At 54.6% G+C, this 26,769-nt stretch carries 20 protein-coding genes; 6 read left to right on the top strand and 14 right to left on the bottom strand.

Annotation, left to right across the window (positions count from 1 at the left end):
• Nucleotides 1–29: 29 nt before the first annotated feature.
• From SPV1_RS11180 to SPV1_RS11220, 9 genes are all read right to left on the bottom strand, one after another.
• On the bottom strand, nt 30–1,064 hold the full coding sequence (locus tag SPV1_RS11180) for an aspartate-semialdehyde dehydrogenase (protein ID WP_009851316.1): 1,035 nt from the start codon (nt 1,062–1,064) through the stop codon (nt 30–32).
• Entirely contained in the window at nt 1,061–2,143 is a 1,083-nt protein-coding gene (gene leuB / locus SPV1_RS11185; protein ID WP_009851317.1) for a 3-isopropylmalate dehydrogenase, read from the bottom strand. The genes SPV1_RS11180 and leuB overlap by 4 nt, the downstream gene beginning before the upstream one ends.
• Before the next feature lie 2 nt (nt 2,144–2,145).
• Nucleotides 2,146–2,604, bottom strand: coding sequence for a transcriptional regulator NrdR (gene nrdR / locus SPV1_RS11190; protein WP_009851318.1), 459 nt, complete (start codon nt 2,602–2,604; stop codon nt 2,146–2,148).
• 12 nt (nt 2,605–2,616) lie between these two features.
• Entirely contained in the window at nt 2,617–3,876 is a 1,260-nt protein-coding gene (gene glyA, locus SPV1_RS11195; protein ID WP_009851319.1) for a serine hydroxymethyltransferase, read from the bottom strand.
• 139 nt (nt 3,877–4,015) lie between these two features.
• Nucleotides 4,016–5,317: a GTPase HflX gene (gene hflX / locus SPV1_RS11200; RefSeq protein ID WP_009851320.1), complete on the bottom strand. Its 1,302-nt coding sequence runs from the start codon at nt 5,315–5,317 to the stop codon at nt 4,016–4,018.
• A gap of 67 nt (nt 5,318–5,384) precedes the next feature.
• Nucleotides 5,385–6,296, bottom strand: a complete 912-nt coding sequence (gene miaA / locus SPV1_RS11205; protein WP_009851321.1) for a tRNA (adenosine(37)-N6)-dimethylallyltransferase MiaA — start codon at nt 6,294–6,296, stop codon at nt 5,385–5,387.
• Nucleotides 6,293–7,558, bottom strand: a complete 1,266-nt coding sequence (locus SPV1_RS11210; RefSeq protein WP_018294131.1) for a cation:proton antiporter — start codon at nt 7,556–7,558, stop codon at nt 6,293–6,295. The genes miaA and SPV1_RS11210 overlap by 4 nt, the downstream gene beginning before the upstream one ends.
• Before the next feature lie 10 nt (nt 7,559–7,568).
• Nucleotides 7,569–9,404: a DNA mismatch repair endonuclease MutL gene (gene mutL, locus SPV1_RS11215; protein WP_009851323.1), complete on the bottom strand. Its 1,836-nt coding sequence runs from the start codon at nt 9,402–9,404 to the stop codon at nt 7,569–7,571.
• A 166-nt stretch (nt 9,405–9,570) separates the two neighbouring features.
• The gene (locus tag SPV1_RS11220; RefSeq protein WP_009851324.1) at nt 9,571–10,008 is read right to left on the bottom strand and encodes a GFA family protein; all 438 of its coding nucleotides are present in this window, start codon (nt 10,006–10,008) and stop codon (nt 9,571–9,573) included.
• A gap of 269 nt (nt 10,009–10,277) precedes the next feature.
• Here SPV1_RS11220 and SPV1_RS11225 point away from each other — a divergent pair, with 269 nt between their 5' ends.
• From SPV1_RS11225 to SPV1_RS11245, 5 genes are all read left to right on the top strand, one after another.
• Nucleotides 10,278–12,956 carry a PAS domain S-box protein gene (locus SPV1_RS11225; protein ID WP_009851325.1) on the top strand — a complete coding sequence of 893 codons (2,679 nt, stop codon included), beginning with the start codon at nt 10,278–10,280 and terminating at the stop codon, nt 12,954–12,956.
• A 12-nt stretch (nt 12,957–12,968) separates the two neighbouring features.
• Entirely contained in the window at nt 12,969–13,400 is a 432-nt protein-coding gene (locus SPV1_RS11230) for a bacteriohemerythrin (protein WP_009851326.1), read from the top strand.
• Between the two features lie 150 nt (nt 13,401–13,550).
• On the top strand, nt 13,551–13,988 hold the full coding sequence (locus SPV1_RS11235) for a nucleoside deaminase (protein WP_009851328.1): 438 nt from the start codon (nt 13,551–13,553) through the stop codon (nt 13,986–13,988).
• Between the two features lie 80 nt (nt 13,989–14,068).
• Nucleotides 14,069–15,421 (top strand): sensor domain-containing diguanylate cyclase, encoded by a 1,353-nt coding sequence (locus tag SPV1_RS11240; RefSeq protein ID WP_009851329.1) that lies wholly within the window; start codon nt 14,069–14,071, stop codon nt 15,419–15,421.
• A 197-nt stretch (nt 15,422–15,618) separates the two neighbouring features.
• Nucleotides 15,619–17,175 (top strand): putative bifunctional diguanylate cyclase/phosphodiesterase, encoded by a 1,557-nt coding sequence (locus SPV1_RS11245; protein ID WP_009851330.1) that lies wholly within the window; start codon nt 15,619–15,621, stop codon nt 17,173–17,175.
• A 66-nt stretch (nt 17,176–17,241) separates the two neighbouring features.
• Here the strand turns inward: SPV1_RS11245 and pflA are convergent, their stop codons facing one another.
• From pflA to ppnN, 4 genes are all read right to left on the bottom strand, one after another.
• Nucleotides 17,242–18,036, bottom strand: a complete 795-nt coding sequence (gene pflA, locus SPV1_RS11250) for a pyruvate formate-lyase-activating protein (protein WP_009851331.1) — start codon at nt 18,034–18,036, stop codon at nt 17,242–17,244.
• 57 nt (nt 18,037–18,093) lie between these two features.
• A complete protein-coding gene (gene pflB / locus SPV1_RS11255; protein WP_009851332.1) occupies nt 18,094–20,343 on the bottom strand; it encodes a formate C-acetyltransferase in 2,250 nt (749 codons plus the stop codon).
• A gap of 173 nt (nt 20,344–20,516) precedes the next feature.
• Nucleotides 20,517–22,403, bottom strand: a complete 1,887-nt coding sequence (locus SPV1_RS11260) for a DEAD/DEAH box helicase (RefSeq protein ID WP_009851333.1) — start codon at nt 22,401–22,403, stop codon at nt 20,517–20,519.
• Between the two features lie 163 nt (nt 22,404–22,566).
• Nucleotides 22,567–23,934: a nucleotide 5'-monophosphate nucleosidase PpnN gene (gene ppnN / locus SPV1_RS11265; protein WP_018294141.1), complete on the bottom strand. Its 1,368-nt coding sequence runs from the start codon at nt 23,932–23,934 to the stop codon at nt 22,567–22,569.
• 225 nt (nt 23,935–24,159) lie between these two features.
• Between ppnN and SPV1_RS11270 the strand changes: the two genes are divergently transcribed.
• A complete protein-coding gene (locus SPV1_RS11270) occupies nt 24,160–24,342 on the top strand; it encodes a hypothetical protein (RefSeq protein WP_009851335.1) in 183 nt (60 codons plus the stop codon).
• A 33-nt stretch (nt 24,343–24,375) separates the two neighbouring features.
• Here SPV1_RS11270 and SPV1_RS11275 read toward each other — a convergent pair whose 3' ends face one another.
• Complete coding sequence (locus SPV1_RS11275) at nt 24,376–26,679, bottom strand: ATP-binding protein (RefSeq protein ID WP_009851336.1); 2,304 nt, start codon at nt 26,677–26,679, stop codon at nt 24,376–24,378.
• Nucleotides 26,680–26,769: the final 90 nt, after the last annotated feature.

Raw genomic sequence — 26,769 nt, forward strand, 5'->3', positions numbered from 1 at the left:
TCCATGCTGCGCAGCATAAGTGAATATTTTCAGGAAATCAAAATTTCCGCTATCTGCACAGCATTTAGCGCAGCCCCTTTACGTATATTGTCGGCAACCACCCACAGGTGCAGCGAATTCGGACAGGAGAGATCGTTACGGATACGCCCCACCCAGACAGGGTCGCTGCCCGCTGCTTCACTTGGCATAGGGTAATCTTCTGTGGACGGATCATCCACTACGCAGACCCCTTCTGCCTCGGACAAGAGTGAACGTGCCCTCTCAGCATCAAGCGGAGCGCTGAAGGTAATATTCACCGATTCAGAATGACCGTAGAAGACAGGTACGCGCACGGTTGTTGCCGTTACGGCAATATCCGCCCCCATAATCTTGACCGTTTCATTGATCATCTTGCGCTCTTCTTTGGTATAGCCGTCATCCATGAACAGATCGATATGCGGAATCACATTGAACGCGATTCGGGATGAGAACACTTCCACTGTCGCATCCTGAGAGCTGAGCAGTTGCCCGGTTTGCTTGGCCAGCTCATTGATCGCACGAGCGCCTGCGCCGGATACAGCCTGATAGGTGGAAACGACCACACGTTGAATCGGCACGGCATCATGCAACGGCTTGAGTGCAACAACCATCTGAATGGTCGAACAATTCGGGTTGGCAATAATACGATTGTGCCTGGCCATCTCGAGAGCTTCCGGATTCACTTCCGGAACCACCAGCGCAACCTCCGGATCCATACGCCATGCACTGGAGTTATCCACCACATAGCAACCGGCCTCGGCAAAGCGCGGGGCATGCCTGAGCGATGTATCACCACCGGCTGAGAAGAGTGCGATATCCACACCGCTCGGGTCAAACTGCTCCAGATCCTGAACAATGTATTCGCTACCCTTAAAGGTGACTGCAGAACCGGCACTGCGACTGGAAGCCAGCGGAATCAATGTGGCGACAGGAAAGTCGCGCTCGGCCAGAATTTCGAGCATGGTTTGCCCGACAGCGCCGGTTGCACCAACAACGGCAACAACATAACCCTCTTTTTTCTCGGGCAAAAATCTCTCATTCATCATGCCAGCGCCTCCAGCGCACTACAAACTGCATCACCCATGGCCGAACAACTGACTGCCTGCTCACCGGCATAAGCCAGATCCGTCGTACGTATACCGGCATCCAGCGTATGTTCCACAGCCTGCTCCACCTTTTCGGCCAGATCGATTCTGTTCAGTGAAAAACGCAGCATCATGGCCACAGAGAGAATCGTCGCCAGCGGATTGGCCATATCCTTGCCTGCAATATCGGGTGCGGAACCGTGAATCGGTTCATACATGGCAAACTGCTCACCAATAGAGGCAGACGGCAGCATGCCGATCGAGCCGGTCAGCATCGATGCCTCATCGGAGAGTATATCACCAAACAGATTACCGGTGACAATCACATCAAACTGTTTCGGATTACGGATTAACTGCATCGCGGCGTTATCAACATACATGTGTGAGAGTTCCACATCGGAAAATTCCGCCTGATGCAGCTCAATAACCACACTGCGCCAGAGCTCGGAGACCTCCAGCACATTGGCTTTTTCGACGCTGCATACCTTGTTGGAGCGCAGACGGGCAGCCTCGAATGCCTTGCGAGCAATCCGGCGCACCTCGCTCTCGCGGTAGGCCATCGTGTTATAACCACGACGCTCGCCGTCCACCGTTTCAATTCCGCGCGGCTGACCGAAATAGATGCCGGAAACCAGCTCACGCACCACCAGAATATCAACACCATCGATCACATCCGGTTTCAGCGTGGACGCATCAAGCAACTGCGAGTGCACCTTGGTCGGACGATAGTTGGCAAACAGACCGAGATCGGCACGGATGCCCAGCAGCCCCGCTTCCGGACGCAGTGGCTTGTCCAGCGCTTCCCACTGTGGCCCGCCGACAGCGCCAAGCAACACGGCATCAGATGCATGCACGAGCTCACGCGTCGCTTTCGGATACGGGTCGCCCGACGCATCAAAGCCTGCTCCGCCGATTCCGGCCTCCTTCCATGTTGCGTCCAGATCAAAGCGCTTGTTTAACACCTCAAGCACCTTGACGGCTTCGCGCACAATTTCAGGCCCGATGCCATCACCTGGTAATACCGCAATACTGACAGCCATAACTACTCCTTCTTGCCGACAGCAGCCCTGACCGCTGTCAAAAAATCATCCACATCCTTGAACTCACGATAGACCGAGGCAAAACGCACATAGGCCACGCCATCGAGATCGCGCAACTGCTCCATGACAAATTCACCGAGCTTATCCGCTGCAATTTCGGCCACGCCCGTTTCCTGCACGGCACGCACCACTGCATTTAAACCATGTTCTAAACTTGCTACTGAAACAGGCCGTTTTTCCAGCGCTTTTTGCATGCCTGAACGAATCTTTTCCAGATCAAAGGACTGACGTGTACCGTCCTTTTTTACCACCAGCGGCAGTCTCAGTTCGGCCCGCTCATAAGTTGAAAAGCGCTTGCCGCAGCCTTCGCATTCGCGCCGGCGACGCACAGCCGTCCCCTCTTCGACCACGCGGGAGTCAACCACGCGCGTATCGTCATTGGTGCAAAAGGGACAGTACATCGAAAGCCCTTATCAGCTTTCGTAGATCGGAAAACGGTCCGTCAGTTCACGCACTTCAGCGGCAACAGCCTGATGCACCGAGGCATCTTCCGGTGCTTTCAACACATTAAGAATCATCTCACCAATCTGCCTGGATTCTGCTTCCATCATTCCGCGTGAAGTGATCACCGACGCGCCGATACGCACGCCGGAAGTCACAAACGGTGATTCAGGATCAAACGGAATCGTATTCTTGTTGACGGTAATGCCTGCCGCTTCCAGAGCCTCTTCAGCTTGCTTGCCGGTGATGCCCTGCGGGCGCACATCAACACGGAACATATGGCAATCGGTACCGCCGGATACAATTCTCAGTCCGCCGGCCGCCAACGTTTCCGCCAGAGCCCGTGCATTGACAACCACCTGTTTCTGATCCGCCTTGAACTGATCGCCCAGAGCCTCGCCAAAGGCAACAGCCTTGGCTGCAATCACATGCATCAGCGGACCGCCCTGAATGCCGGGGAAGATGCGCGAGTTGATCTTCTTGGCCAGCTCATCATCGTCGGTGAGAATCATGCCGCCACGCGGTCCGCGCAACGTTTTGTGAGTGGTCGTGGTGATCACATGCGCGTGGCCAACCGGCGACGGATAGGAACCGGCAGCGATCAGGCCCGCATAGTGCGCCATATCCACCATCAGCAGAGCACCGACAGAATCGGCAATCTTGCGCATGCGAGCAAAATCGATCGGACGTTCATAGGCGGAAGCACCGCCGATAATCAGCTTCGGCCGCTGAATTTCAGCCTGCTTCTGCATCACATCATAATCGATCTGTTCATTATCCTTGCGTACACCGTAAGCCACAACCTCATACAAGCGACCGGAAAAATTCACTGGTGAGCCGTGCGTCAAATGACCGCCGTGCGCCAGGTCCATTCCCATGATCGTGTCACCGGTCTTCAGTGTAGCCATAAACACAGCCATATTGGCCTGTGAACCGGAATGCGGCTGGACATTGGCATGCTTCACGCCGAAGAGCTCACATGCGCGCTCCTGCGCCAGGCGCTCCACCTTGTCCACATGCTCACAACCACCGTAATAACGGCGTCCGGGATAACCCTCGGCATACTTGTTTGTCATCACCGATCCCTGAGCCTGCATCACGGCTTTGGATACGATATTTTCACTGGCAATCAGCTCCAGCGTATGCTGTTGACGGCCCAGCTCGGCATCAATCGCCTCAGCTACGACAGTATCACTCAATGGTGCATTAAAAAATTGACTGCGATCGGACATGGATTCTCCTGAAAAAACGATAAAAAAACGGGAATGGATAGCTTTTTCAATCCCACTCTATACTCCGCCGGCCTTTACCGGTCATCGGAGGTGCGCATTATGTCGAAAGCAGATGCCCGCGTCATCCATGATCTGCCATTTAGTTCAAAAAGTGTACATCACTCTCTATGTTAAAGCGGGATGCATCGGCAGGCCCCATACGTACAACCAGATCAAGTACATCATCATCGGCCCGGCTCGACAGAATAGAACCATGCGCATGACAGTAGGCCAGAGAGCGTCCATCACTGATCGCCAGCCGCAAATGCAGCTCATGCATATCCCGCTGCAGCCAGGAGCCGAGCAAATCAGTCAGCTCATCCAACCCTTCACCGGTCAGTGCCGATATGGCCAGTCTTGATGTCGTGATGCCCTCGCCATGGAACGAGGCAAGCTCCGGCACACGGTCTTTTTTGTTCAGAATCTCAACCACCTGTGGCGCCCCATCACCCACCACACCGAGCTGTTGTAATGTGTCATGTACTACTTTGGCATGTTCCGCCTGCATCGGATCGGATGCATCCCGAACATGCAGTATCAGATCAGCCTCTATCACCTCTTCCAGTGTCGCCCGGAAAGCATCCACCAGCTCATGCGGCAACTCCTGCACAAAACCCACGGTATCAGAGAGCATCAGACGCAGTCCCCCCGGCAGCTCCAGCAAACGCAGCGTCGGATCAAGCGTGGCAAACAACTGATTCGCCACAAAAACATCGGAGGTGGTCAGCCGGTTAAACAGCGTCGATTTACCTGCATTGGTATAGCCGACCAGCGCCACGGTCGGAATATCCTTGCGCTGCCTGCCCGATCGCTGCGTGGCGCGCATACGCTTCACTTTCGCCAGGTCCCGTTCCAGTGCGCCGATACTGTTGCGGATCATGCGCCGATCCAGTTCGATCTGGCGCTCGCCCGGACCGCCCATAAAACCGAAGCCACCACGCTGCCGCTCCAGATGCGTCCAGCTGCGCACCAGTCGTCCCAGTTGATAGTTCAGGCTGGCTAACTCCACCTGCAGCACACCTTCACGAGTGCGGGCACGCGCCGCGAATATCTCCAGAATCAAGCCGGTCCGATCGACCACCTTGGCATTCCATGCCGTTTCCAGATTACGCTGCTGCACAGGTGACAACGGGTGGTCAACAAACACCACATCCGCCTCAAGTATCTCGACCTGCCGCGCAATCTCCTCGACCTGCCCCTGACCCAGCAGGGTCGCAGCGGCGGCTTTACGCACAGAGAGCCGCTGTGAGGCGACAATCTCACAGGCTGCCGCACCTACCAGCAGGTCGAACTCTTCCGCGCGGGCCTTCCACAACTGTTCACCAAGCCTGCGACTGACCAGCTCCGGATGCACGCTGATCACCCGATCCGGCTCTTCCGCCAGCTCCCATTCGCCACTCATTGCGCCGCCCTGCTTCTGTTTGTGCTCTCAACATCCATACTTGTCACCATCCGATTGCCCGCATCCATCACGACTGCAACGCCTGCCGCAACAGCGGCGCCATCGATGCCGCATCGGCATGCACGGCCGTTGCCGTCTGATGGGAAAACCATGTTACCTGTCGCTTGGCATAACGACGCGTGGCAGTAATCCCCTGTTGCACCGCTTCTTCCAGCGAGCAGTCGCCCTGAAGGTGGTTAAGCAGCTGGCGATAACCAACCGCCCGCATGGCCGGGTGCGTATCAGGCAACTCCAGCGATGCCAACCAGCGAACTTCATCCAGCCAACCCATATCCATCATGCTCTGAAAGCGATCGCCAATGCGCTGGCGCAAACGCTCACGTTCCACATCCAGCACAAAGACCGGGCAAGCAACCGACTCCACGCCGGAGGGTCGTTGCTGCCAGACGCTCAGCGGAGTTCCGGTACTCTCGTTAACACACAGTGCACGCATGATGCGCTGGCTGTCACCCGGTTTGAGTACAGCGGCAATGGCCGGATCCTTGTGCAGCAGCAACTGGTACAGTACCGCCGTTCCCGCTTCCCGCTGCAGTGATTCGAAGCGGGCGCGCACCAGCGGATCTTCCGGCGGAATATCCGCGAAACCTTCCAGTAACGCACGCAGGTATAATCCGGTCCCACCGACTATCAGCGGCGTTTTACCCGTCGCGTTCTGCTCACGGATGCAGTCTGCCGTTTCCCGAGCCCAGCGGGCGGCCGAATAGTGATCGGGCAGATCGCAGCAGTTGAGCATGGCGTGCGGCACCATGGCCATCTCGGCCGCAGTCGGTTTGGCTGTACCGATATCCAGACCGCGATAGACCTGCATGGAGTCACAGGAGATAATCATGCAGTCATGCTCTGCAGCCAGCGATAGTGCCAGCGCCGATTTACCCGTGCCGGTTGCGCCCATCAGGGCGACGGCATGCAAACCACTCATGACTGACGCGGCCCGTCGCTGTTTATTTCCCGCTGTCGCCCCATCTCCCTCTCCAGTTGCGCCTGCAACAGCATCTCGCGCATCGTTTCCTCCTGGCCCGCATCCTCCATGATTCGTGTCTCATTATGCAGCAACAGCCGTACGGCCAGCATCCACAACGGACTGAACATCAGACTCATGGCAATCACGGCCATCGCCATCTGATGTCCTTCCGAGTCCAACAGCCCCAGTCCCAGTCCCATCGAGGCGAGCAGAAAGGAGAACTCACCAATCTGGCTAAGCAGACCACCGGTCAACAGGGCCATGGCCCATGTTTCGCCCAGCATACGCAGAATCACGGCATTGATACCGGAGTTAACGATAAACACCACCAGCGTCATCATCACCAAAAGACCGAGATGGTCACCGACAAAATCCAGGCTGACCAGCATACCGACCGACATAAAAAAGATAGCAACAAACACGACATAAAGCGAGCGAAGATGCTCCTCAACCCATTCGGATTGTTCGGATGCATGCAGGATCATGCCGGCCAGAAAAGCGCCGAATGGCGCCGACAGGCCGATCTCGGCGGTCAGCGCGGCACCGGAAAAACAGAGCAGCAGGCCGAGCATGATCTTCTTGTCCAGCGACTGCTTCAATGCCACCGGAAAGCGCAGCTTGGGTCTGCGCATCAGCCAGACCACCAGCGCCAGCAACAGCACGCCACCGGTCACCTGAATACCGACATGCATCGGGTTAAACTGCTCTTCCCCGCCGACTATACCGAGCACAATCATCATCGGCACAATCGCCATATCCTGCACCAGCAGAATACCCAGCGCATTCTGGCCGAAGGGCATCTCCAGCTCATCGGCATCCTTGAGCAGGGTCAGCACCACAGCAGTGGAGCTCATACTGATCAGAAATCCGAACAACAGCCCGGCCTTCCACGACCAGCCGAACAGCCATGCCACCGCCATGCAGACGCCCACACTGAGCATAATCTGGGCAAGCGTGCCAAGTACGGCTATGCGCCAGCCGGCAATCAGCCGCGGCAGTGATACCTCCATTCCGACAAAGAAGAGCAACATGATCACACCCAGCTCGCCCATATGGGTCAGCAATGTGCGGTCGCTGATCAGCCCGAAGCCGGAAGGACCGGCAATAATACCGGTGATGATATAGGCCACGGCAGCCGGAATACGTAACGAGCGCAGCACAAAAGCAAACAACAGCGCGCAACCGATCACGGCGACCAGGGCCAGCAGCACCGAGTTCATACCCAAACCATCAATCCTGCCTGCCGAACAGACGGTCCAGCTCATTGAGCGAGAGCCGCACATAGGTCGGTCGTCCGTGGTTACACTGGGCAATATTGGGTGTGCGCTCCATCTCTCTCAGCAGCGACAGCTGCTCCTCATGCGAGAGCCGGCGGCCGGACTTGATCGAGCCCTTGCAGGCACGATTACCCAGCCAGCGCTCCAGTACCCGCGCTCCGCCACTACTGCCTGCCTCATGATCGACACCGATCAGTCTGCAACTCTCGACGAGTTCGGTTACCATCTCTACCAGCGCCTCGCCCCCCAGCATGGCCGGCACCGAACGAATCAGAAACGATTGATCACCCGCCGCCTCAATATCCACGCCAAAATGGTGCAGGGCAACGGCATGGTCATGCAGCCAGGCAGCAGCCTCGCCGTCCAGCGTCAGCGCCTCAGGCGTCAGCAGCATCTGTGTGGCGATATCGCCACCGGCCAACTGCGCCTTCAGTTTTTCATAGGTCATCCGCTCATGCGCTGCATGCTGATCAATCAGCACCACACCGCTATCGGTCTGGGCGAGAATATAACAGCGGTGAATCTGGGCCAGCGGATACCCCAGATCGAGCCGTGCTGTTGCATCATAAACCTGCCCGGACTCACGCACCTCAGGCGGAGAAAACAACATGCGCGTCATTTCCGCAGGCATCCGCTGCTGACCTGTTGCCCGATAGTCGCCGGAAGAAAAACGCGGCATACCGCCGCCATCCTGTCCGCCGTTAAAAGCGGGCAGACCCGTTGAGCGTTGCATGGCCTGCAGGGCAGGCTCTCCTGTCGTAGATGACACCGAATGACCCATGCGCTCAATACCGGCACGTACACAGGCCACAATGCCTGCACGCACGGTTTGCGGCGATTTGAAGCGGACCTCGCGCTTGGCAGGATGCACATTCACATCGACATCGGCCGGATCGATCTCCAGCCGCACCACAGCCACCGGATAGCGGTCGTGGAACATGACATCCCGGTAGCCGGCTCGCAATGCGGCAATCAGCTGTTTGTCGCGGATCACCCGGCCATTGACCAGAAACATCATGCGGGTTGAATCGCGATGATGAAAGGTCGGCAGCCCCAGCCAGGCGCTAATCTGCATCCCCTCATGTTCGATACGCTGTTCGACACTGTTATCGGCAAAGCCCTGCCCCATCACCGCCTGCACCCGCGCCTGCTCATCCTGCAGGGCAAACTCAAAGCGCGTGCGTGCGTCCAGCTCCAGTCGCATGGCAACACCCGGATTGGCCAGTGCCAGCTCACGGAACGTATCAACAATGGCTGATTCTTCGGTCTTATCGGTGCGCATGAAATGCAATCGGGCCGGGGTATTGAGGAACAGGTCCAGCACTTCAATGCGCGTGCCCTTGCGCGGAGCGGCAGGCTTCACCACCGTTTCCCCACCGCCGTCCACACGCACCTCAACCCCCTCGCCATCGCTTGCAGTCTGCATGCGGAAGCGGGATACCGAGGCGATTGATGGCAGCGCCTCACCACGAAAACCATGGCTGGCGATCCGGTGCAGATCTTCCGATGATGCGATCTTGCTGGTGGCATGGCGCTGCAGGGAGAGTTCGGCATCGGCCGCACTCATGCCGTAGCCGTTATCATCCACCTCAATGCGCTTCTTGCCGGCACCGGCAATACGCACGACAACGCGCGTGGCACCGGCATCGATACTGTTTTCGATCAGCTCTTTCATGGCCGATGCCGGCCGCTCGACCACTTCACCGGCGGCAATCTGGTTCGCCACCTGTGGCGAGAGTATGTGAATCAGTGGATCAGACATCATTTCGGGCCAAAAACTGCGGCACATCACGCTCCGGGTTCAGAATGGCCCCAAGCCTGCGCAGATTGACCCCGCTAGTCCACATTCACGGCATGCGGATTTATCAGTGACTGAGTAGCCGCCGGAGAACTGCGCTGGAGATGGTGCCAAACCTTTGTCCCCGTCCGCCTCTTGAATAACGCCCGCAACGTTGTCAGCTGCCGGTATTTAGATGCACCAAGTCTATGAGTTCGGTCAGGGTTGGCATGGAATCATATTGTGCGAGTTCTTTAGGGATCAGTTTATCCCACGATGCTTTCGAGCCGACACATATATGGGCAATGATCTCCAGCGGTTCGGAATCATCCAGTGCACCGGCCGGCACCCAGACGTAGGGCCGATCCCTGAACCGGTTGGGAACAACCGCACCGCACACCGAACAGAAGTCGGAACGAAAACCTGACTCTTTCACGTAGGAAGAGATATTTTTCTGCCCGCTTAACCAGGAAAAGTTACCTTTGGCTACAATCATACCGGTATTGGAGGCGCTACCGCCCTGTTTGCGGCAGATTGAGCAGTGGCACTGATAGAGTCCGGGCAGGCTGCCTGTAACTTCAAAAACTATCGCCCCGCAAATACATTCACCACGCATCCCTGTCCTCCTCTGCCCTCTATCATGCGGCCAGTATAGCAGGTCTTCAATATTGCTCTAAATCCTCTAAATCATGAGAAACGACAAATTTACCACTGAGCAGTGTTGCACTGTAAATACCCCCTTCCTTTCATCCGGGGATTAGTTCGGCTATTCTCCAACAGTCATGAAAAAGGACTCTTGCCGGGAAAACTGCGCAACAACAGCTGCCGAGCAGTGCAGTAATACGGGTCTGTTGCCTTTTTACCGCCAACTGAGGACACACAAGCATGGATAAGACGAACGAACCACTGCGCATACTGATGCTTGAGGATCTCCCATCCGATGCGGAGCTGGCAGAGAATATGTTACGCAACACCGGCATGGCATGCACCACGCTACGGGTCGATAACCGTGCGGACTTTGAGCAGGCGCTCGATGCCTTCAAGCCCGATGTTGTTCTCACCGACTACAGCCTGCCGACCTATAGCGGCCGTGAAGCGCTGAAATATGTGCGCAGCACACAGCCTCAGACTCCCGTGATTATCGTGACCGGGGCGGTGGGCGATGAAGCAGCCGTGGAACTACTCAAGCTTGGGGCAAGGGACTATGTGCTCAAGAGCGGACTGGTTCGACTTGCACCCGCGATCGAACATGCGTTATCCGAGGAGAAAGCCATCCGCAGTCGCAAGCAGACCGAACAGGTCATCCGCGATGAACAGCATTTTTCCGACATGCTGATTCGTAGCATGCCGGGTGTCTTCTTTCTGCTGGATCAGCAAGGCAGCCTTATACGGTGGAACCGGAACCTGATGGAGTTGAGTGGCCGCACTGCAGAAGAGATGGCTTCAGCCAGCGCACTGGATTTCACCCATGAAGAGGACAAGCCGCTGATCGTCAGCAAGATCAGAGAAGCTTTAGAAACAGGTCATGCCTCGGTCGAGGCACGTTTGCTCTTGAAGGAAGGTGTTCGACTTTATGATTTTAACGGTTTCCGGATCGAAACCCCGCACGGGCCGAGTATTATTGGCATTGGCACCGACATCACCGAACGCAAGCAGACCGAGAAAGAGCTTCTGAAAGAGAAAAGACAGGCCCAACAATATTTTGATATTGCCGAAGTCATGATGGTTGTGCTTGATACAAAGGGACATATCACGCTTATCAACAAGAAAGGCTGCCAGACTCTGGGCTATACAGAACAGGAGATGATTGGCCGGAACTGGTTCGAGTTGTGTATCCGCGAAGATATGCGGCAAGAGGTTCAGGATGTATTCCATCAGATCATGGCCGGAAATATCGAAGTTGTTGAATATCATGAAAACGTAGTCCTTACCAAAAGCGGCACGGAGCGCACTATTGCGTTTCACAATGCGCCTGTTATCGACGAAGGCGTACCCACAGGCATCATCTCTTCAGGCGAGGACATTACCGAACGCAAACAGAGCGAGAAGTCGCTCAAAACGTCCAGGGATCTGCTCCAGTCCGTCGTGGAAACCGCTCCGGTCCGCATCTTCTGGAAGGATAAAGAGCTGTGCTATCTGGGCTGCAACAATCGTTTCGCTCAGGATGCCGGTCTCTCCTCTCCGGACGAATTAACAGGTAAAACAGATTTCGACATGGGCTGGAAGGATCAGGCCGAGTTATACCGTGCCGCAGACCACGCCGTGATGGAGTCGGGCAAACCCCAATTGGGTTTTGAAGAGCCGCAGACCACGCCGGATGGCAACACGATCTGGCTGCGCACCTCCAAGGTACCTCTGCGAGATGCGGACAATGAGGTCATCGGCATTCTTGGGCTCTACGAGGACATCACCGATGAGAAACGGGCGCAGGATTCGCTGCGCCGTCTTAACCGGGCACTGCTATCGCTTTCGGCATGCAACCGGGCTCTGGTGCATGCCGAAAGCGAAGAGCAATTGTGGCAGCAGGTGTGCCGGGCCATTGTCGAGCAAGGTCAATATCTGCTGGCATGGGTTGGCTATATGCAGCAGGACGAGGTCAGGAGCGTCAAACCGATGGCCTCCTATGCGGTCAAGCCCGGCTATGTCGAAAGCATTCAGGTGAGTTGGGCGGATGTGCCGGAAGGCCGGGGGCCGATTGGCACTGCACTGCGTAGTGGCAAAGCACAGTATGCTCAGAACATTGCACATGATGCGACCATGCATCCATGGTGTAAGAAAGCACTGGCCTACGGATATCAGGCCAGTATCGCACTGCCCCTGTTCGACAGGGGCCAAGTCTTCGGCGTCCTGACCATCTATGCTGCAGAAGCCGACGCCTTCAATGTCGATGAGATCGCCTTGCTGGAGGAGATCGCCGGGGACCTTGGTTTTGGCATCAACGCCCAGCGCACTCAGGTTGCACACGAACAACACACAAGACTGCTCCATGAGAGTCTGGAACAATCTATCCAGGCCATTGCTGATACCGTAGCCGCCCGCGACCCCTACACTTCCGGCCATCAGCGGCGCGTTGCCGAACTGGCAACGGCCATCGCCGGTGAGATGGGCTTGACGAAAGATCAAACCCAAGGCATCCATCTTGCGGCCTCCATTCACGATCTGGGAAAAATCCAGATTCCGGCAGAAATCCTTGCCAAGCCGGGCAAACTCACCGAACTGGAGTACCAATTCATCAAACAGCACCCACAATCCGGATACGACATTCTGAAAGATGTGATATTCCCATGGCCGATCGCCGACATCATTCTCCAGCATCACGAAAAACTGGATGGCTCGGGTTACCCGCACGGACTAAAAGGCGATGCCATCCTGCTTGAGGCACGCATCCTCTGTGTGGCCGATGTGGTCGAGGCCATTTCATCGCATCGTCCCTTCCGTCCGAGTCTCGGGTTGGAAGCGGCACTGGCGGAGATCAACGACAAACGCGGCACGCTGTTCGACCCCGCAGCGGTGGATGCCTGCACCCGTCTGTTTCGCGAACATGATTACAAAATGCCAAATTAAAGGAGGTGGACTATGCAAGACCAGGTATGGCAACTGGAGTGGAATGACAAACTGAGCGTCGGCATTGACGACATCGATGTCGAACACCGGCATTTCATCGAACTGATCAACGGTCTGAACCGGGCCATTCTCGACCGCATGGATATAAGCGAGATAAGACGTCGCATGCAGCTGATCCTGGACGACGCGGCACAGCATTTCGCTCACGAGGAAGCCCTTTTTGCTGCATGGCACTATCCCGATGCCGATGAGCATGCCAAATATCATCGTCAGGCAACTGCGGCATTCCAGGAGATTATGGCCAGACTTTCAGACAAACACACGGAATCCGAATGGATAGAGGCCGGACTGAAAGTGAAACAGCTTCTGGTGGAGCATCTGATCACGGAAGATATGAAGTATCGTGATTATTTCAAAGCCCATAAGCAGGCAGCAGCGTCATGAGAACTCTTGGCCGGATACGCCAACGAAGCAGACAGATGCAATACCGAAACAGTTTTTCAGCCCCTTGGTTTCCGTATGCTCCGGAACCACACGCACTACAGAAGGTGAAGTGACCTTCAACCTTACTTTGCATCTAACATGGAGAGAAACATGGACAAATTTCTGCGAGCGGCAATCGATGAGGCACGACAGGGCATGGCCGAGGGCGGCATCCCGATCGGTTCGGTACTGGTTATCGACGGCGAAATCGTCGGGCGCGGCCATAACAGGCGCGTGCAACAGGGCAGCGCCGTGCTGCACGCCGAGATGGATTGTCTGGAACAGGCGGGACGCTTAACCGCCGCCGATTACCGCCGCGCCACACTTTATTCCACGCTTTCCCCGTGTGATATGTGCAGCGGTGCTGTACTGCTCTACGGCATCCCCCGTGTTGTCGTCGGCGAAAACAGCACCTTCCAGGGGCCGGAAGGTTACGTGCGCTCGCGCGGTGTGGAGGTGGTTGTCGTCGATGACGCCGAATGCCGCGAGCTGATGGCACAATTCATCGCCGCCAACCACGCACTATGGAACGAGGATATCGGTGAATAGCCCATTGATCTATAAGTGGAGCGCATCTGAAGAGCAAGGTGACCTTTGCCTTAAAAGTTCCGTTCAACAGGAGGAATTCCATGGTTCGTCTGACGCGTAAAGTATTTACCGATCTAGCCATCTGGATGACAGGCCTCGGCCTTGTTATGGGGCTGGTTTTTCCATTTTTTGTAGTGATGATGGGTCTGCCGGCAGATGCTGTGCTGACCCCCTCGTTTTTTGCGGCGACGATGGCCGCAGGCTTCATTGTTGGCGGGGCCAACATCTGGCTGGCCCGCACCATCGTCGGCAGCAGACTGCACATGCTGGCTGACCGGATGAGATTCGTTGAAACCAATCTGAGAGAGATGTCCCAGACCGGGGATATGAATAAATGCACGCCTGAAGCCTGTTTCATTACGGTAGATTCAGAGGACGAGATAGGCGAAAGCGGAAAGGCCTTCAATTACCTTGTCGAGGCCCTGGCTGCCTCGCATAAGAGTGATGCCGATGTCCGCGCCTTCAGCGCGATGCTGGCAAGTCAACTGGATCTGGACCTGCTGGTGGAGGAAGCCCTTCAGCAGCTGCTGCAGCATACCGATGCGAATGCCGGCGCTATATTGATCGCAACAGAAGGTCAGATGAAAACAGTCGCATCCCAGGGGATTCGCTCTGCTGACGCCCTGACAGACAGCGACCACATCCGGCGAGCCCTGCAAAGCCAGAAACGTATGAGTGTGATGCTGCCCGAGGACGTAGCTGTTGAAGGCGTGCTGACGGATTTTCGTCCGCGCGAGGTGATTGTAGATCCGGTGCTCTACAAGGGCGTTCCGCTCGGCGTCATCATTCTGGCCAGTGCTGTCGGATTTACTGACAAAGTCAGGTCAAGCCTGGACCTGTTCGGCCAGGGCATGGCGCTTGCGATGAATAACGCCCTTACGCACGACAGACTGCAAAAGCTCGCAGCCCTTGACCCTTTGACCGCTATCTACAACCGTCGTTTTGGACTGGCGAGACTCAATGAGGAGTTCAGCCGTGCGGTCAGAACGACCGGGCACCTCGGTGTGATGATGTTCGATATCGATCATTTCAAGAAGGTAAACGATACCTATGGCCACCTGGTGGGAGACCGGGTTCTCATTCAAGTCACGAAAACAGCGCGTGCGGCCCTTCGCGAGGGCGACATCCTGATGCGCTACGGCGGCGAGGAGTTTCTGGTTATCCTCCCCGTCGCTTCAAAGGAGAACTCCCGCGATATCGGAGAGCGGATGCGTCATATGGTGGAGGAAACGTCGGTAACAGACGGTGATCAGGTCATCCACGTCACCATCAGTATAGGGGTCACCTCTTACCCTGAGCTCGAAGTGGCAGGTGAACAGGATCTGGTCAAGTGCGCCGATGAAGCCCTCTATTTGGCCAAAGAATCAGGACGCAACAAGGTTATTGTAAAATAATCACCGTTAACAGAAACACAAAATTCTCTACAGACTATATCTTTTTGGTCAAATCAGTACCTGACAGGTAGTCATGCGCACGAGGCCCGGTTAGAATATAAACAGGGTATTTGGACTGCTCGCGTTGAAGAATGCCGGGGTTGCCGCTATCATATTAATATCGGTATACTTTTTCAGGTTCAGAAGAGGCACTGTTAATGAATCGAGGTGGCAAAATAACAGCACGCAGACCTGTCAACCTCTGGCTGATTGCAATAAAGGTAATAGCAATCTCTGTGATTGCAGAGATTGCTATCATGCTGTTCTTTCTCTACATCCCTCATCCGAATCTCGGTAATATTGGTATGGCGATCACAGATGGCCTGCTGCTTGGACTGCTAATTCTGCCGACGTTCTATTACCTTTTGATTCAACCTGTGCGCAGGCAGACTATCATTGAACAGGAAGATCGCCTGTTGCTGCATGACAATCTCACAGGGCTGCCCTGCGGCCCCCTCTTTCACGAGGTAATCAATCATGAGATACACGAAGCGATCCGCGATTTAAGTCGTATCAGCCTCATTGTGATCGACCCTCAGGGCATTTCCGATATTAATCAGGAGATGGGCTTTCAGGTTGGTGACGATGTACTGGTTCATATCGCCAAGGCAATACAGGGTGTATGCAGGGATTCTGATATGATCGCCTCTCTGAATGAAAGTTCAGTGGCCCGCCTGAACGGAGATCGCTTTGCCATACTGGCTGCCCATACCGACATGGCAGGCAGCAAGGTTGTAGAAAAGAAGATTCGTCAGGCAGCAGATACTCCTTTTGAGGTTGGTGGCGTTACGATCAATATTATCAGCACCACCGGTATTGCGATTTATCCTGATCATGCAGATAACGCTGAGGAACTTCTCCGATGTGCGAATGCGGCACTCGAAACAGCCAAGCAGGAGCAACTATCATCGGTCACTTACAAAGAGGCGAGAAGCTCTGCCGCATCACGGCGCATTGAGATCTCTTCGCGCATCAGGCAAGCCATTGCCTCAAACCGGTTCACACTATTTTATCAGCCCAAGGTCAGTCTGGAGACAAACAGGGTCTGTGCTGTTGAGGCACTGATTCGCTGGTTGGGTGAAGATGGCTTATCGCCTGCCGAGTTTATTCCCATTGCCGAATCACAGGGATTAATCGGCAAAATCACGACATGGGTGATCAAAGAGGCTGTGGAACAGTGCAAACTATGGGAATCTGATGGCATTAAAATCAATATTGCCGTCAATATCTCGGCCAGAGACCTCCATGATTCCCAGCTGATCGAGTTATTTGTGGACACATGTCGTGAGCACAAACTGGATCCATCATCTATTACGATCGAGGTAACGGAAAGTTCGGTAATGGCACATCCTGAACTGGCCATCGAACGGCTACAGGTATTACGTGATGCCGGATTCCGGATCTCACTCGATGATTTTGGTACCGGTTATTCATCGCTCTCATACCTGAAAAACATTCCGGCCCATGAATTAAAACTGGATCAGAGTTTTGTGGCCAATATATGCAGTGACAGCAGAGACGAACGCCTGGCTCGTGGTGTGATTGACCTGGCCCATGACCTGAAGCTATCCATCGTTGCCGAAGGCGTGGAGACAGAGGATGTGATGCTCATGTTAAAAGAGATGAACTGCGAAATAGTGCAGGGTTACTTCTACAGCCGACCACTGGATGCAGCCTCATTCAAGACGTGGTACAAACAGAGGCATAACGATTAGGGAGAGAGCTCGTTTTGCGCACCTTCTCCCCTGCCCGCCCGTTTGACCGGAATGATTATAGGCCCCCTAGCAGGCAGTCAGCCCACGCGTGCGGAACTGGGTGATGACACGTTTAACCAGCTCAACCGATGGGGCTCGAACATCTTTCAAATGGTAGGGAAACCCCAGCTCTTCCCATTTATGCTCACCCATCTTGTGGAATGGCAGCACCTCCACCCGCTCAACGCCATCGAGCGTCAACACGAAGTCGGCCAGAGCCTCGACGTCATCGAAGTCATCGGTGTAACCCGGCACCAGTACATAACGAATCCACATCTTCTTGCCCATATCGGAGAGGCGCCGGGCAAAATCAAGCGTCGGCTGCAGCGGTTGTGAGGTCAGCGCCAGATATTTATCCGGATCAATATGCTTGATATCAAGCAGTACCAGATCGATATCGTCGAACCATTCATCCTCCAGATGAGCGGCCAGAAAACCCTGCGTATCGAGCGCTGTGTGCAGATGATAATCATGTTTGGCCAGATAAAAGACCTCACGGACAAAATCCGCCTGCATCAACGGCTCACCACCGCTGATCGTCAGGCCGCCGGCAAAGCGCAGAAAGGCTGCGAATTCGGCGATCTCTTCGAGCACGTGATCGACGGTTCTCAACGTACCGTTATGCATCTTGATCGTATCCGGATTATGGCAATAGAGACAACGGAACTGGCAGCCTGAGACAAACAACACAAAACGCATGCCCGGCCCGTCCACAGCGCTACCCATTTCGCTGGAGTGCACAAAGCCGCAAAGTCTGCCCCGCTCATCGATACAGGCAGGTGCTATCACCCCCGGCGGTTTACCCTCGCTATTCTCTGTCATTAATCAGCAGGTCCTGTGGATGGCCGCCCTGCCATAACGACAAGGCAGCACGCAGTATCAAAAATGGAGGTGGAAGGTACGGTTGATCACGTCGAGCTGCTGCTCACGGGTCAGTTTGATGAAGTTCACCGCATAACCCGAAACGCGCAGCGTCAGCTGCGGATAGTTCTCCGGGTGCTCCATCGCATCAAGCAGCGTATCCCGATTGAGTACATTCACATTCACGTGAAAGCCGCTGGCATTGCAGAAGACATCAACACAGTTGCTCAGATTATTCACCTGATCTGCCAATGTGTGCCCCAACGCGCTTTCGGTACAGGTTGCCGTCCATGAAATACCGTCGAGTGCCGCATGGTAAGGCAGCTTGGCGACCGATGCTCCGGAGGCGATAAAACCTTTTGTATCGCGTCCGTTCATCGCATTGGCTCCGGGCGCAAACGGCTCACCTGCACGACGGCCATCCGGCGTATTGCCGGTCTTCTTGCCGTAAACGACATTGGAGGTGATCGTTAGCACGGACTGGGTAGGAGTGCTGTCGCGATAGGTCTTGTGTTTACGAATCTTCTCCATAAATGTTTCGACCAGCCATACTGCAATCTGATCCACGCGGTCATCGTTGTTACCATACGCCGGATATGCGCCTTCAATGGCAAAGTCGGTAGCGATGCCCTGCTCATTCCGCAGCACACGTACCTTGGCGTATTTGATCGCAGAGAGCGAGTCAGCAGCAACCGACAGGCCGGCTATACCACATGCCATCGTGCGCAGCACATCGCGATCGTGCAGCGCCATCTCAATACGCTCGTAATGATATTTATCGTGCATGAAATGGATGGCATTGAGTGCCTTGATATAGGTCGTGGCCAACCACTCCATCATCTGCTCAAGCTTCGTCACAACCTCGTCATAATCGAGGTATTCAGCGGTAATGGGCTCAAAACCGTCGACAATCTTCACGCCGGTTTTTTCGTCCACGCCACCATTGATCGCATAGAGCATGGTTTTGGCCAGATTGCAGCGTGCACCGAAAAACTGCATCTGCTTGCCAATACGCATGGCCGAAACACAGCAGGCAATGGCATAATCATCACCCCAGTGCTCGCGCATCAGATCATCCGACTCATACTGGATGGCGCTGGTTTCAATTGAGATACGTGAACAGAACTCCTTGAATCCTCTGGGCATCGCATTCGACCAGAGTACCGTCAGATTGGGCTCAGGCGCCGGGCCGAGATTGTACAGTGAGTGCAGGAAGCGGAAGCTGCTTCTGGTTACCAGCGTACGCCCGTCTTCACCCATGCCGCCGATGGCTTCAGTCACCCAGGCAGGATCACCCGAGAAGAGCAGATCATATTCCGGCGTACGCAGAAAGCGCACGATACGCAGCTTCATCACCAGATCATCAATCAATTCCTGTGCTGCAGACTCATCCAGCAGACCCGCATCAATATCGCGCTGGATATAGATATCCAAAAATGTGGAGATGCGACCGATCGACATGGCTGCGCCATTCTGCTCCTTGATTGCAGCCAGATAACCGAAGTAGGTCCATTGCACGGCCTCTTGCGCCGTCGCCGCAGGACGGCTGATATCGAAGCCGTAGGCGGCTGCCATCTGCTTGAGCTCATCGAGTGCCCTGATCTGCTCGGAGAGCTCTTCGCGGGTACGCAGGATCTCTTCGCTGAATACCACGTTGTCCAGCTCGGTTTTTTCACGTTTCTTATCGGTAATCAGGAAGTCGACACCGTAGAGTGCCACGCGACGATAATCACCGACAATGCGGCCACGACCATAGGCATCGGGCAGGCCGGTGATAATACCGGAGCGACGGCAAGCCAGGATATCCGGACTGTATACGTCAAACACACCCTGATTGTGATCCTTGCGGTAGAGTTGGTAGGCCTGTTTAACGACCGGATCAAGCTCAAAACCGTAAGCTTGCAGACCGGCTTCAACCATACGCAGGCCGCCGTTCGGAACAATCGCGCGCTTAAGCGGTGCATCGGTCTGTAAACCGACAATCAGTTCAAGCTGTCTGTTAATATAACCCGGTTCATGCGCGGTAATCGAAGAGCCGATATCGCTGGATACATCCAGCACACCCTTGATACGCTCCTGCTCGATCAGTTTTGATATCTCCACCCACAGCTCTTTGGTGCGCGTAGTGGCGGCAGCGAGAAAACCGTCACCGCCTGTGTAGGGAGAATAATTTTGCTGAATAAAATCCCGGACATCAATGCGATCTTGCCATTGAGTACCTTTAAAGTTCAACCATGGTTGCAGTTCTGTGTGTTCAGGAGAAGTCATGACATATCCTCATTGACTGTCAGATACAACCAACTCCATAAGTGTTGCCGGTGCAGCATTACAAAGCAGCTGTAATCCAGTAAAGGGAGCCCGGCGGGCGAGCTCCCTGTATTGCTTGTGACATTATTATTATTCTTTCGCTCACACTATACTACTTTATCTGAGAGAACCTATTACTTTTTTTTGCGCACCGGCTTTCTGGAACCGCCGTCCGTACGCTTATGAGGTCCTGCATGTCCGCCGGCACGTTTGCCACCCGCCGGACCACGTTTAGCGCCTCTGTCGGCATCGCCGGGACGGAACTGCTTGCGTTTGACCGGTCGTTTAAAACCTGCACCGCCTGTCTCTTCCAGGGAAGCATTAAGCTGCTGACCACAGACATAAAGTTGCTTGAGCTGCTGAAAAATAGCGCTGGGCATCCCTTCAGGCAGATCAACGGTACTATAGGTATCCGCAATATGAATCTGGCCGATAAATTCCGATTCCAGACCGACTTCATTGGCAATCGCACCAACGATATTGCGCGCCTCGGCACCATGGTTACTGCCTACTTCCAGACGGTAACGATCCTTGCCGCGCTCCGGCGCTCCGATTTCACGACGCGGTTTCTCGCGACGCGGTTTATCATCAGCGGCGGTGAAATCCTCAACGCGTTCACTGCGCAGGTTGCGCATGCTGCGGCGCTTGTCTTCCGGCTCTTCAAAACGGGCCGGACGCGCCTCGCGCTGAGGCCGGGTACCCGGTACATCCTTGATCAGCAACGGCTTGTCGCCCTGTGCCAGAAAGGCCAGCGCTGCAGCTATCTCCTGAGCCGGCACATTATGCTCCTGCTCATACTGCTCGACGATACCGGCAAACAGCTCCAGACCATCGGCTGCCAGCGTATCACTGATGCGCTGCTTGAAGTCGGCAATACGCAGGTTGTTGATATCCTCGGTGGTCGGCATCTCCAGCTGCTCAACGCGCTGGTTGGTGGCCTTCTCAATCGAGTAGAGCATGCGCTTTTCGCGCGGCGCCACAAACAGGATCGCATCGCCCTTGCGGCCTGCACGGCCGGTACGACCGATACGATGGACATAGGATTCGGTATCATGCGGGATATCGTAGTTGATCACATGTGAAATGCGCTCCACATCCAGCCCGCGTGCCGCCACATCGGTGGCCACGACAATATCAATCTTGCCGCTCTTCAGTCGGTTGACGATCTGTTCTCGCTGCGACTGTTTAACATCGCCATTCAGCGCTGATGCGGCATAACCGCGCGCTTCCAGGCGCTCTGCCACTTCATCGGTTGCCGTTTTGGTGCGCACAAAGATGATCATGCCGTCAAACGGTTCAAATTCGAGAATGCGAGTCAGTGCATCAATCTTATTACGGCCGCTAACCATCCAGAAACGCTGACGAATGGTAGGCGCTGTCGTGGTTTTATCCTTGATTGTCACATGCTGCGGATTTTTCAGATGCGATTGCGCGATCTTGCGGATTACCGCAGGCATGGTTGCCGAGAACAGGGCAATCTGACGCTGCTCAGGCAGCTGCTCGAGCACCCATTTCACATCATCAATAAAACCCATGCGCAACATTTCGTCGGCTTCGTCCAGAACCAGGGTCTTCAACCCGGACAGGTTCAATGTCTTGCGGCGGATATGATCCATCACACGCCCGGGTGTGCCGACCACGACATGCGCGCCTCTTTTAAGCTGGCGCAACTGGATGTCGTAGGACTGACCGCCGTAAATCGGCAGCACATGGAATCCCTTGATATGGTGGGCATATTGCTGGAATGCCTCGGCCACCTGAATCGCCAGCTCACGCGTCGGCGCCAGCACCAGCACCTGCGGATCACGCTGATCGATATCGATCATGGACAGCAACGGCAGCGCGAAGGCTGCGGTCTTGCCCGTTCCCGTCTGCGCCTGGCCGAGTACGTCGCGACCCTCCAGCAGCAGCGGAATGGTTGCCGCCTGAATCGGCGTAGCGTTTTCATAGCCCTGGTCTTTAATTGATTTGAGAACCGGCTCGGATAAGCCCAGCTCATTAAACAGTACATCTGTCGTCATTACACACCTGTTCAACAGGGTGTTTGATGAACCCTGTTTACCTAAAGATAAAGGGCCACACGCCATGTGCAGCCCCCTCTGGCGGCGCAGTATAACTCAAACCATGGCAAAAGGCACGAAACACAATCATGCCGGGCGGGAGTGTCACAACCATAACCGAAGCTCACACGATTCTGTAACAGGGCCTGTAGCTCTCGGCGCTCATCTTCATCCGCCCCTGGGCTACAAATGCCGTCAACAGCGCATCAACCGGCTCCATAATCTCAGCATCACCATGGATCTCAAAATCGCCATACTCTTCTATAGCACGGATACCTTCGTCTTTCACATTGCCTGCCACCAGAGCCGAAAACACACGACGCAGGTTTGCGGCCAACAGCCAGGGCTGCTGGTTTTTATGCAGGGCCAGATTCCGTACATTCTCATGCACAGGCGCAAACGGCTGCTGGAAGGCGTGCGCAATGGTTAGCGACCAGTTAAAATAATAGGCATCGCCCAGTTGTTTACGATGCTCTTTCACCTGCTTCACGCCCGCCCGCATCCTTTGCGCCACCAGCACCGGGTCATTAATGATCACCTGATATTTCTGTTGCGCCTCAACACCCAGTGTTTTGCCGATAAAGTCGTCAATCTGGGCAAAATAGGCTCTGGCTGATTCCGGACCTGTCATTACAAGGGGAAACGGCATCTCACTGTTATCCGGATGCAGCAGAATACCCAGCAGATACAATATCTCTTCGGCTGTACCGACGCCGCCGGCAAAGACCACAACACCGTGCCCGGCACGCACGAAGGCCTCCAGCCGTTTTTCGATGTCGGGAAAAATCGTCAGGTTATTCACAATCGGATTGGGCGCCTCGGCCGCAATAATACCGGGCTCGGTAATGCCGAGGTAGAGGCCGTTATGATTACGCTGTTTGGCATGGCCGATCGTGGCCCCTTTCATCGGCCCCTTCATCGCGCCCGGTCCGCAGCCGGTACAGATATCCAGCCCGCGCAGGCCCATTTCATAGCCAACCTGCTTACTGTAATCATATTCATTTCGGCTGATTGCATGGCCGCCCCAGCACACCACCATTCGGGGCTCCCGAATCAGATCGAGCACCTTGGCATTACGCAGGATGTAAAACACCGCATTGGTAATGCCGCCGGAGCTCTCCAGATCTATATTCGGGTTGTGATTGATTTCATCATGGGTAAACACAATATCCCTGAGTACCGAAAACAGATGTTCGTGAATACCCCTGATCATCTGCCCGTCGACAAACGCGCCGGCAGGCGCATTGAGCAACTCCAGCTTGATACCGCGCTCCACCTGACGCACATGAATCTCGAAATCCCTGTAACGCTCCAGCAGCAGCCGACCGTCATCCAGATCCGCATCACAATTAAGCACCGCCAGTGAGCAGCTGCGAAATAACTGGTACAAGCCGCCCGAGCTGTTATTCAGTAACTGGACGACCTCCAGCTTGGAGAGTACCTCCAAACGGCCATACGGCTCAATAATCGTATCCATCACTTCATAGCGCATACGCCTTTCCTCACTGATCCACTGCCATTCGCTCACCGCACAGGGGCAAAACATCGCTGACATCCGTACCACCCTGACAGCAGAACAACACGGGCGCCAGATCAACTCACCTGCAGACTGATTGTCCCTCGTGACAACCGCATGACATAACCATAGACCCTGCTGTAGTTATCCGGATAGTTCGTCGCATGCGAATGATAAGGCAGAGCATTGAATCCTGAAAACATGAGTGCCCAGGCGCTGAGGCTGTTCAACACCCTCTCTGCCGACGTACAGAGAGAAGCATTAACGCTGGCCGAATCGTTGCCGGAAGATGAAGCTGTCTACGTAGCGGCACTGCGCAGCATGCCGACAAACAAACGCCGGCAGTTCCTCTTCTCCCTGAGCAAAAAGAAATGGGGTTTATAGAGAGATAACCGGCTTCATCCCCTCATCAATGGCCTATAAAGGCTTATCATACTTCCCGTCGGCCAGCAGTATATGTATCACCCCTCCCAACTCCATGACCATATTGGTTTTACCGATCACCCGTACCCGGGCCTGTTGCCCCATTGGCAACGGATCATTCAATTTGTCATAGCCGGACACTAAAATGGCAGGCACGCGGTTATCCATCTCCCAAATGGCCTCCATCAGCTTGACGCCACTCATCTTCGGCATAACGATATCGGTCAGCACCAATGCAATACGATCTTTCTCCCGGCAATAGCATTGCAATGCCTCTTCGCCATTACGGGCCGTCAATACCCTATAGTTCATACTCTCCAGCACATATGCGTTGGTCTCCAGCAGCTCTTCCTGATCATCCACCAGCAGGATAAGCTCTCCATTCCCGCACACATCCGACAGCACCGCCGCCTCATCTTCTCCCTGACCTGATACCGGGACCGCCATTAACGGCAGATAAACATGAAACGTAGAACCCGCCCCCTGCTCACTCTCCACCTCAAAAACACCCCCGTGCCGCTGCACCGACCCGTAGACCATCGACAATCCCAGGCCGGTTCCCTCTCCAGCACTTTTGGTGGTGAAAAATGGCTCGATAATTTTATCCAGATTTGACCGACTGATACCACAACCGTTATCTTCAATTGAGAAATGAGCCAGCTGCCTGGTTTGCAAATTCGGGTGCTTGGACAGCCATACTTCATCGGCCGTAACTGACTCCAGCGAACAGACCAGCTTTGGTTCTGCAACCCTGCTTACGGCATGGCAGGCATTATTGATCAGGTTAATAAACAACTGTTGCAGTTGTGTTGCATCGGCATTGACTACCAACTCCTCCGTACACACCTGAAAATCGTAAACAATATTGTCCGGAATCAGGCTGTCGGCCAACTTGCTGCCGCTTTGCAAAACATCCCTGAGTGACACCGGCTGCATCCGTACAACATCCTTGCGTGCATAGGTCAGCAATTGCTGCACCATATTCGCAGCCTTGCCACTGAGTTGTTGAATATTGCTCAATCGATCCTGCAGAGCCACAGGATCTTCCACATACCGTGATGCCAGGAAGAGATTGCCGTCGATCGCAGCGAGCATATTGTTAAAGTCATGGGCGATACCGCCAACCAGCGTACCAAGCGATTCCATCTTCTGCGCCTGCCTGAACTGATCTTCCAGTTTGCGGTATTCGGTCATATCGCTTTGCATGGCAACGTAATGAGTAATCTCACCAGATTCGCCCGTAATCGGCGAAATAGCTATTCGAGCCGGATAGAAGGAGCCGTCCTTTTTGCGGTCGATCAGCAGACCGTTCCACATCCTGCCGCTACTGATGGTACTCCACAGCTGCTCGTAAAACTTCGGATCCTGTGCATCGCTTTTGAGCAGACGCGGATTATTGCCGATCAGCTCTGCCACCGAATATCCAGTAATATCGGTAAATGCCGGATTCACATATTCGATGGTGCCATTCATATCGGTAATCATCACGCCTTCGCCATTAGCCTCTACCGCCTGCGATAATTTTCTCAATTCACCCTCATAACGATTGCGCTCGCAGATATAAGAGAGGTAAAAAAAGTAGAGGATAAAACCGTACGCGGCCAGACGGAGCAGATGCCACTCCCACCATACTGCGTCCCATAGCACCGAGAATTCAAACAATAACCCCGAAAGACCGAACAACAGGCAGTGGTTGGCAAGTACCGGGGCAAACCGAAATGTATTGCTGGTCGCCACGCGCATAAAATGGATCGCAGCAACAATAAAACCGACGCCTCCGGTCACATTAAGAAACCGGGCAATATCGCTAAAGTCTACGCTATCCTTCATAGCCGGTAGCGCTTGCGGTAGCGACAGGGTAAATATTGCAATAGCAGCCGCCCCGCAAAACACAACCAGCGGCAACCGGATGGTAACAGCTATATTGCTAAAGCGCGCTGGAAGCCAGACCAGTGCAAAGAGCAGACCGCCGACAAAGTTTGACAGGCTATGAAACCAGATAAATTGACGTCCGGGGTAGAGGCCGGCATGAAACAGGTCAAGCGTCCCCATGCCTACCAACGCACAAGCCACCCATATATATTCGGGCAAGCTCCGGGATAGCACTGGTGATTTCAGCAGCAAATATGCAACAACCAGGGCAACAAAACCGCCGACACCCTCAATCAGCGAGTGAAACGGAACCTGCTCCCAGCGCCAGTCAGGGTTCAGACGGGAGATGAGAAACCCGGACAGGGCGATAACGACCGTCCAGCCGATCAGTCGGCGCAACAGGGATGTCGCTGGCTTGCTCAGCAAACCCTTTCCCCTGACTTCTCTTGTTGGCCCGTTTGTATCATCAGAATTCAGCTAGCACATTTACTGCCACTTCAGAGCCGCCCCGATTAC

Source organism: Mariprofundus ferrooxydans PV-1 (assembly GCF_000153765.1).
In the GTDB taxonomy this organism is placed as follows: Bacteria; Pseudomonadota; Zetaproteobacteria; order Mariprofundales; family Mariprofundaceae; genus Mariprofundus; species Mariprofundus ferrooxydans.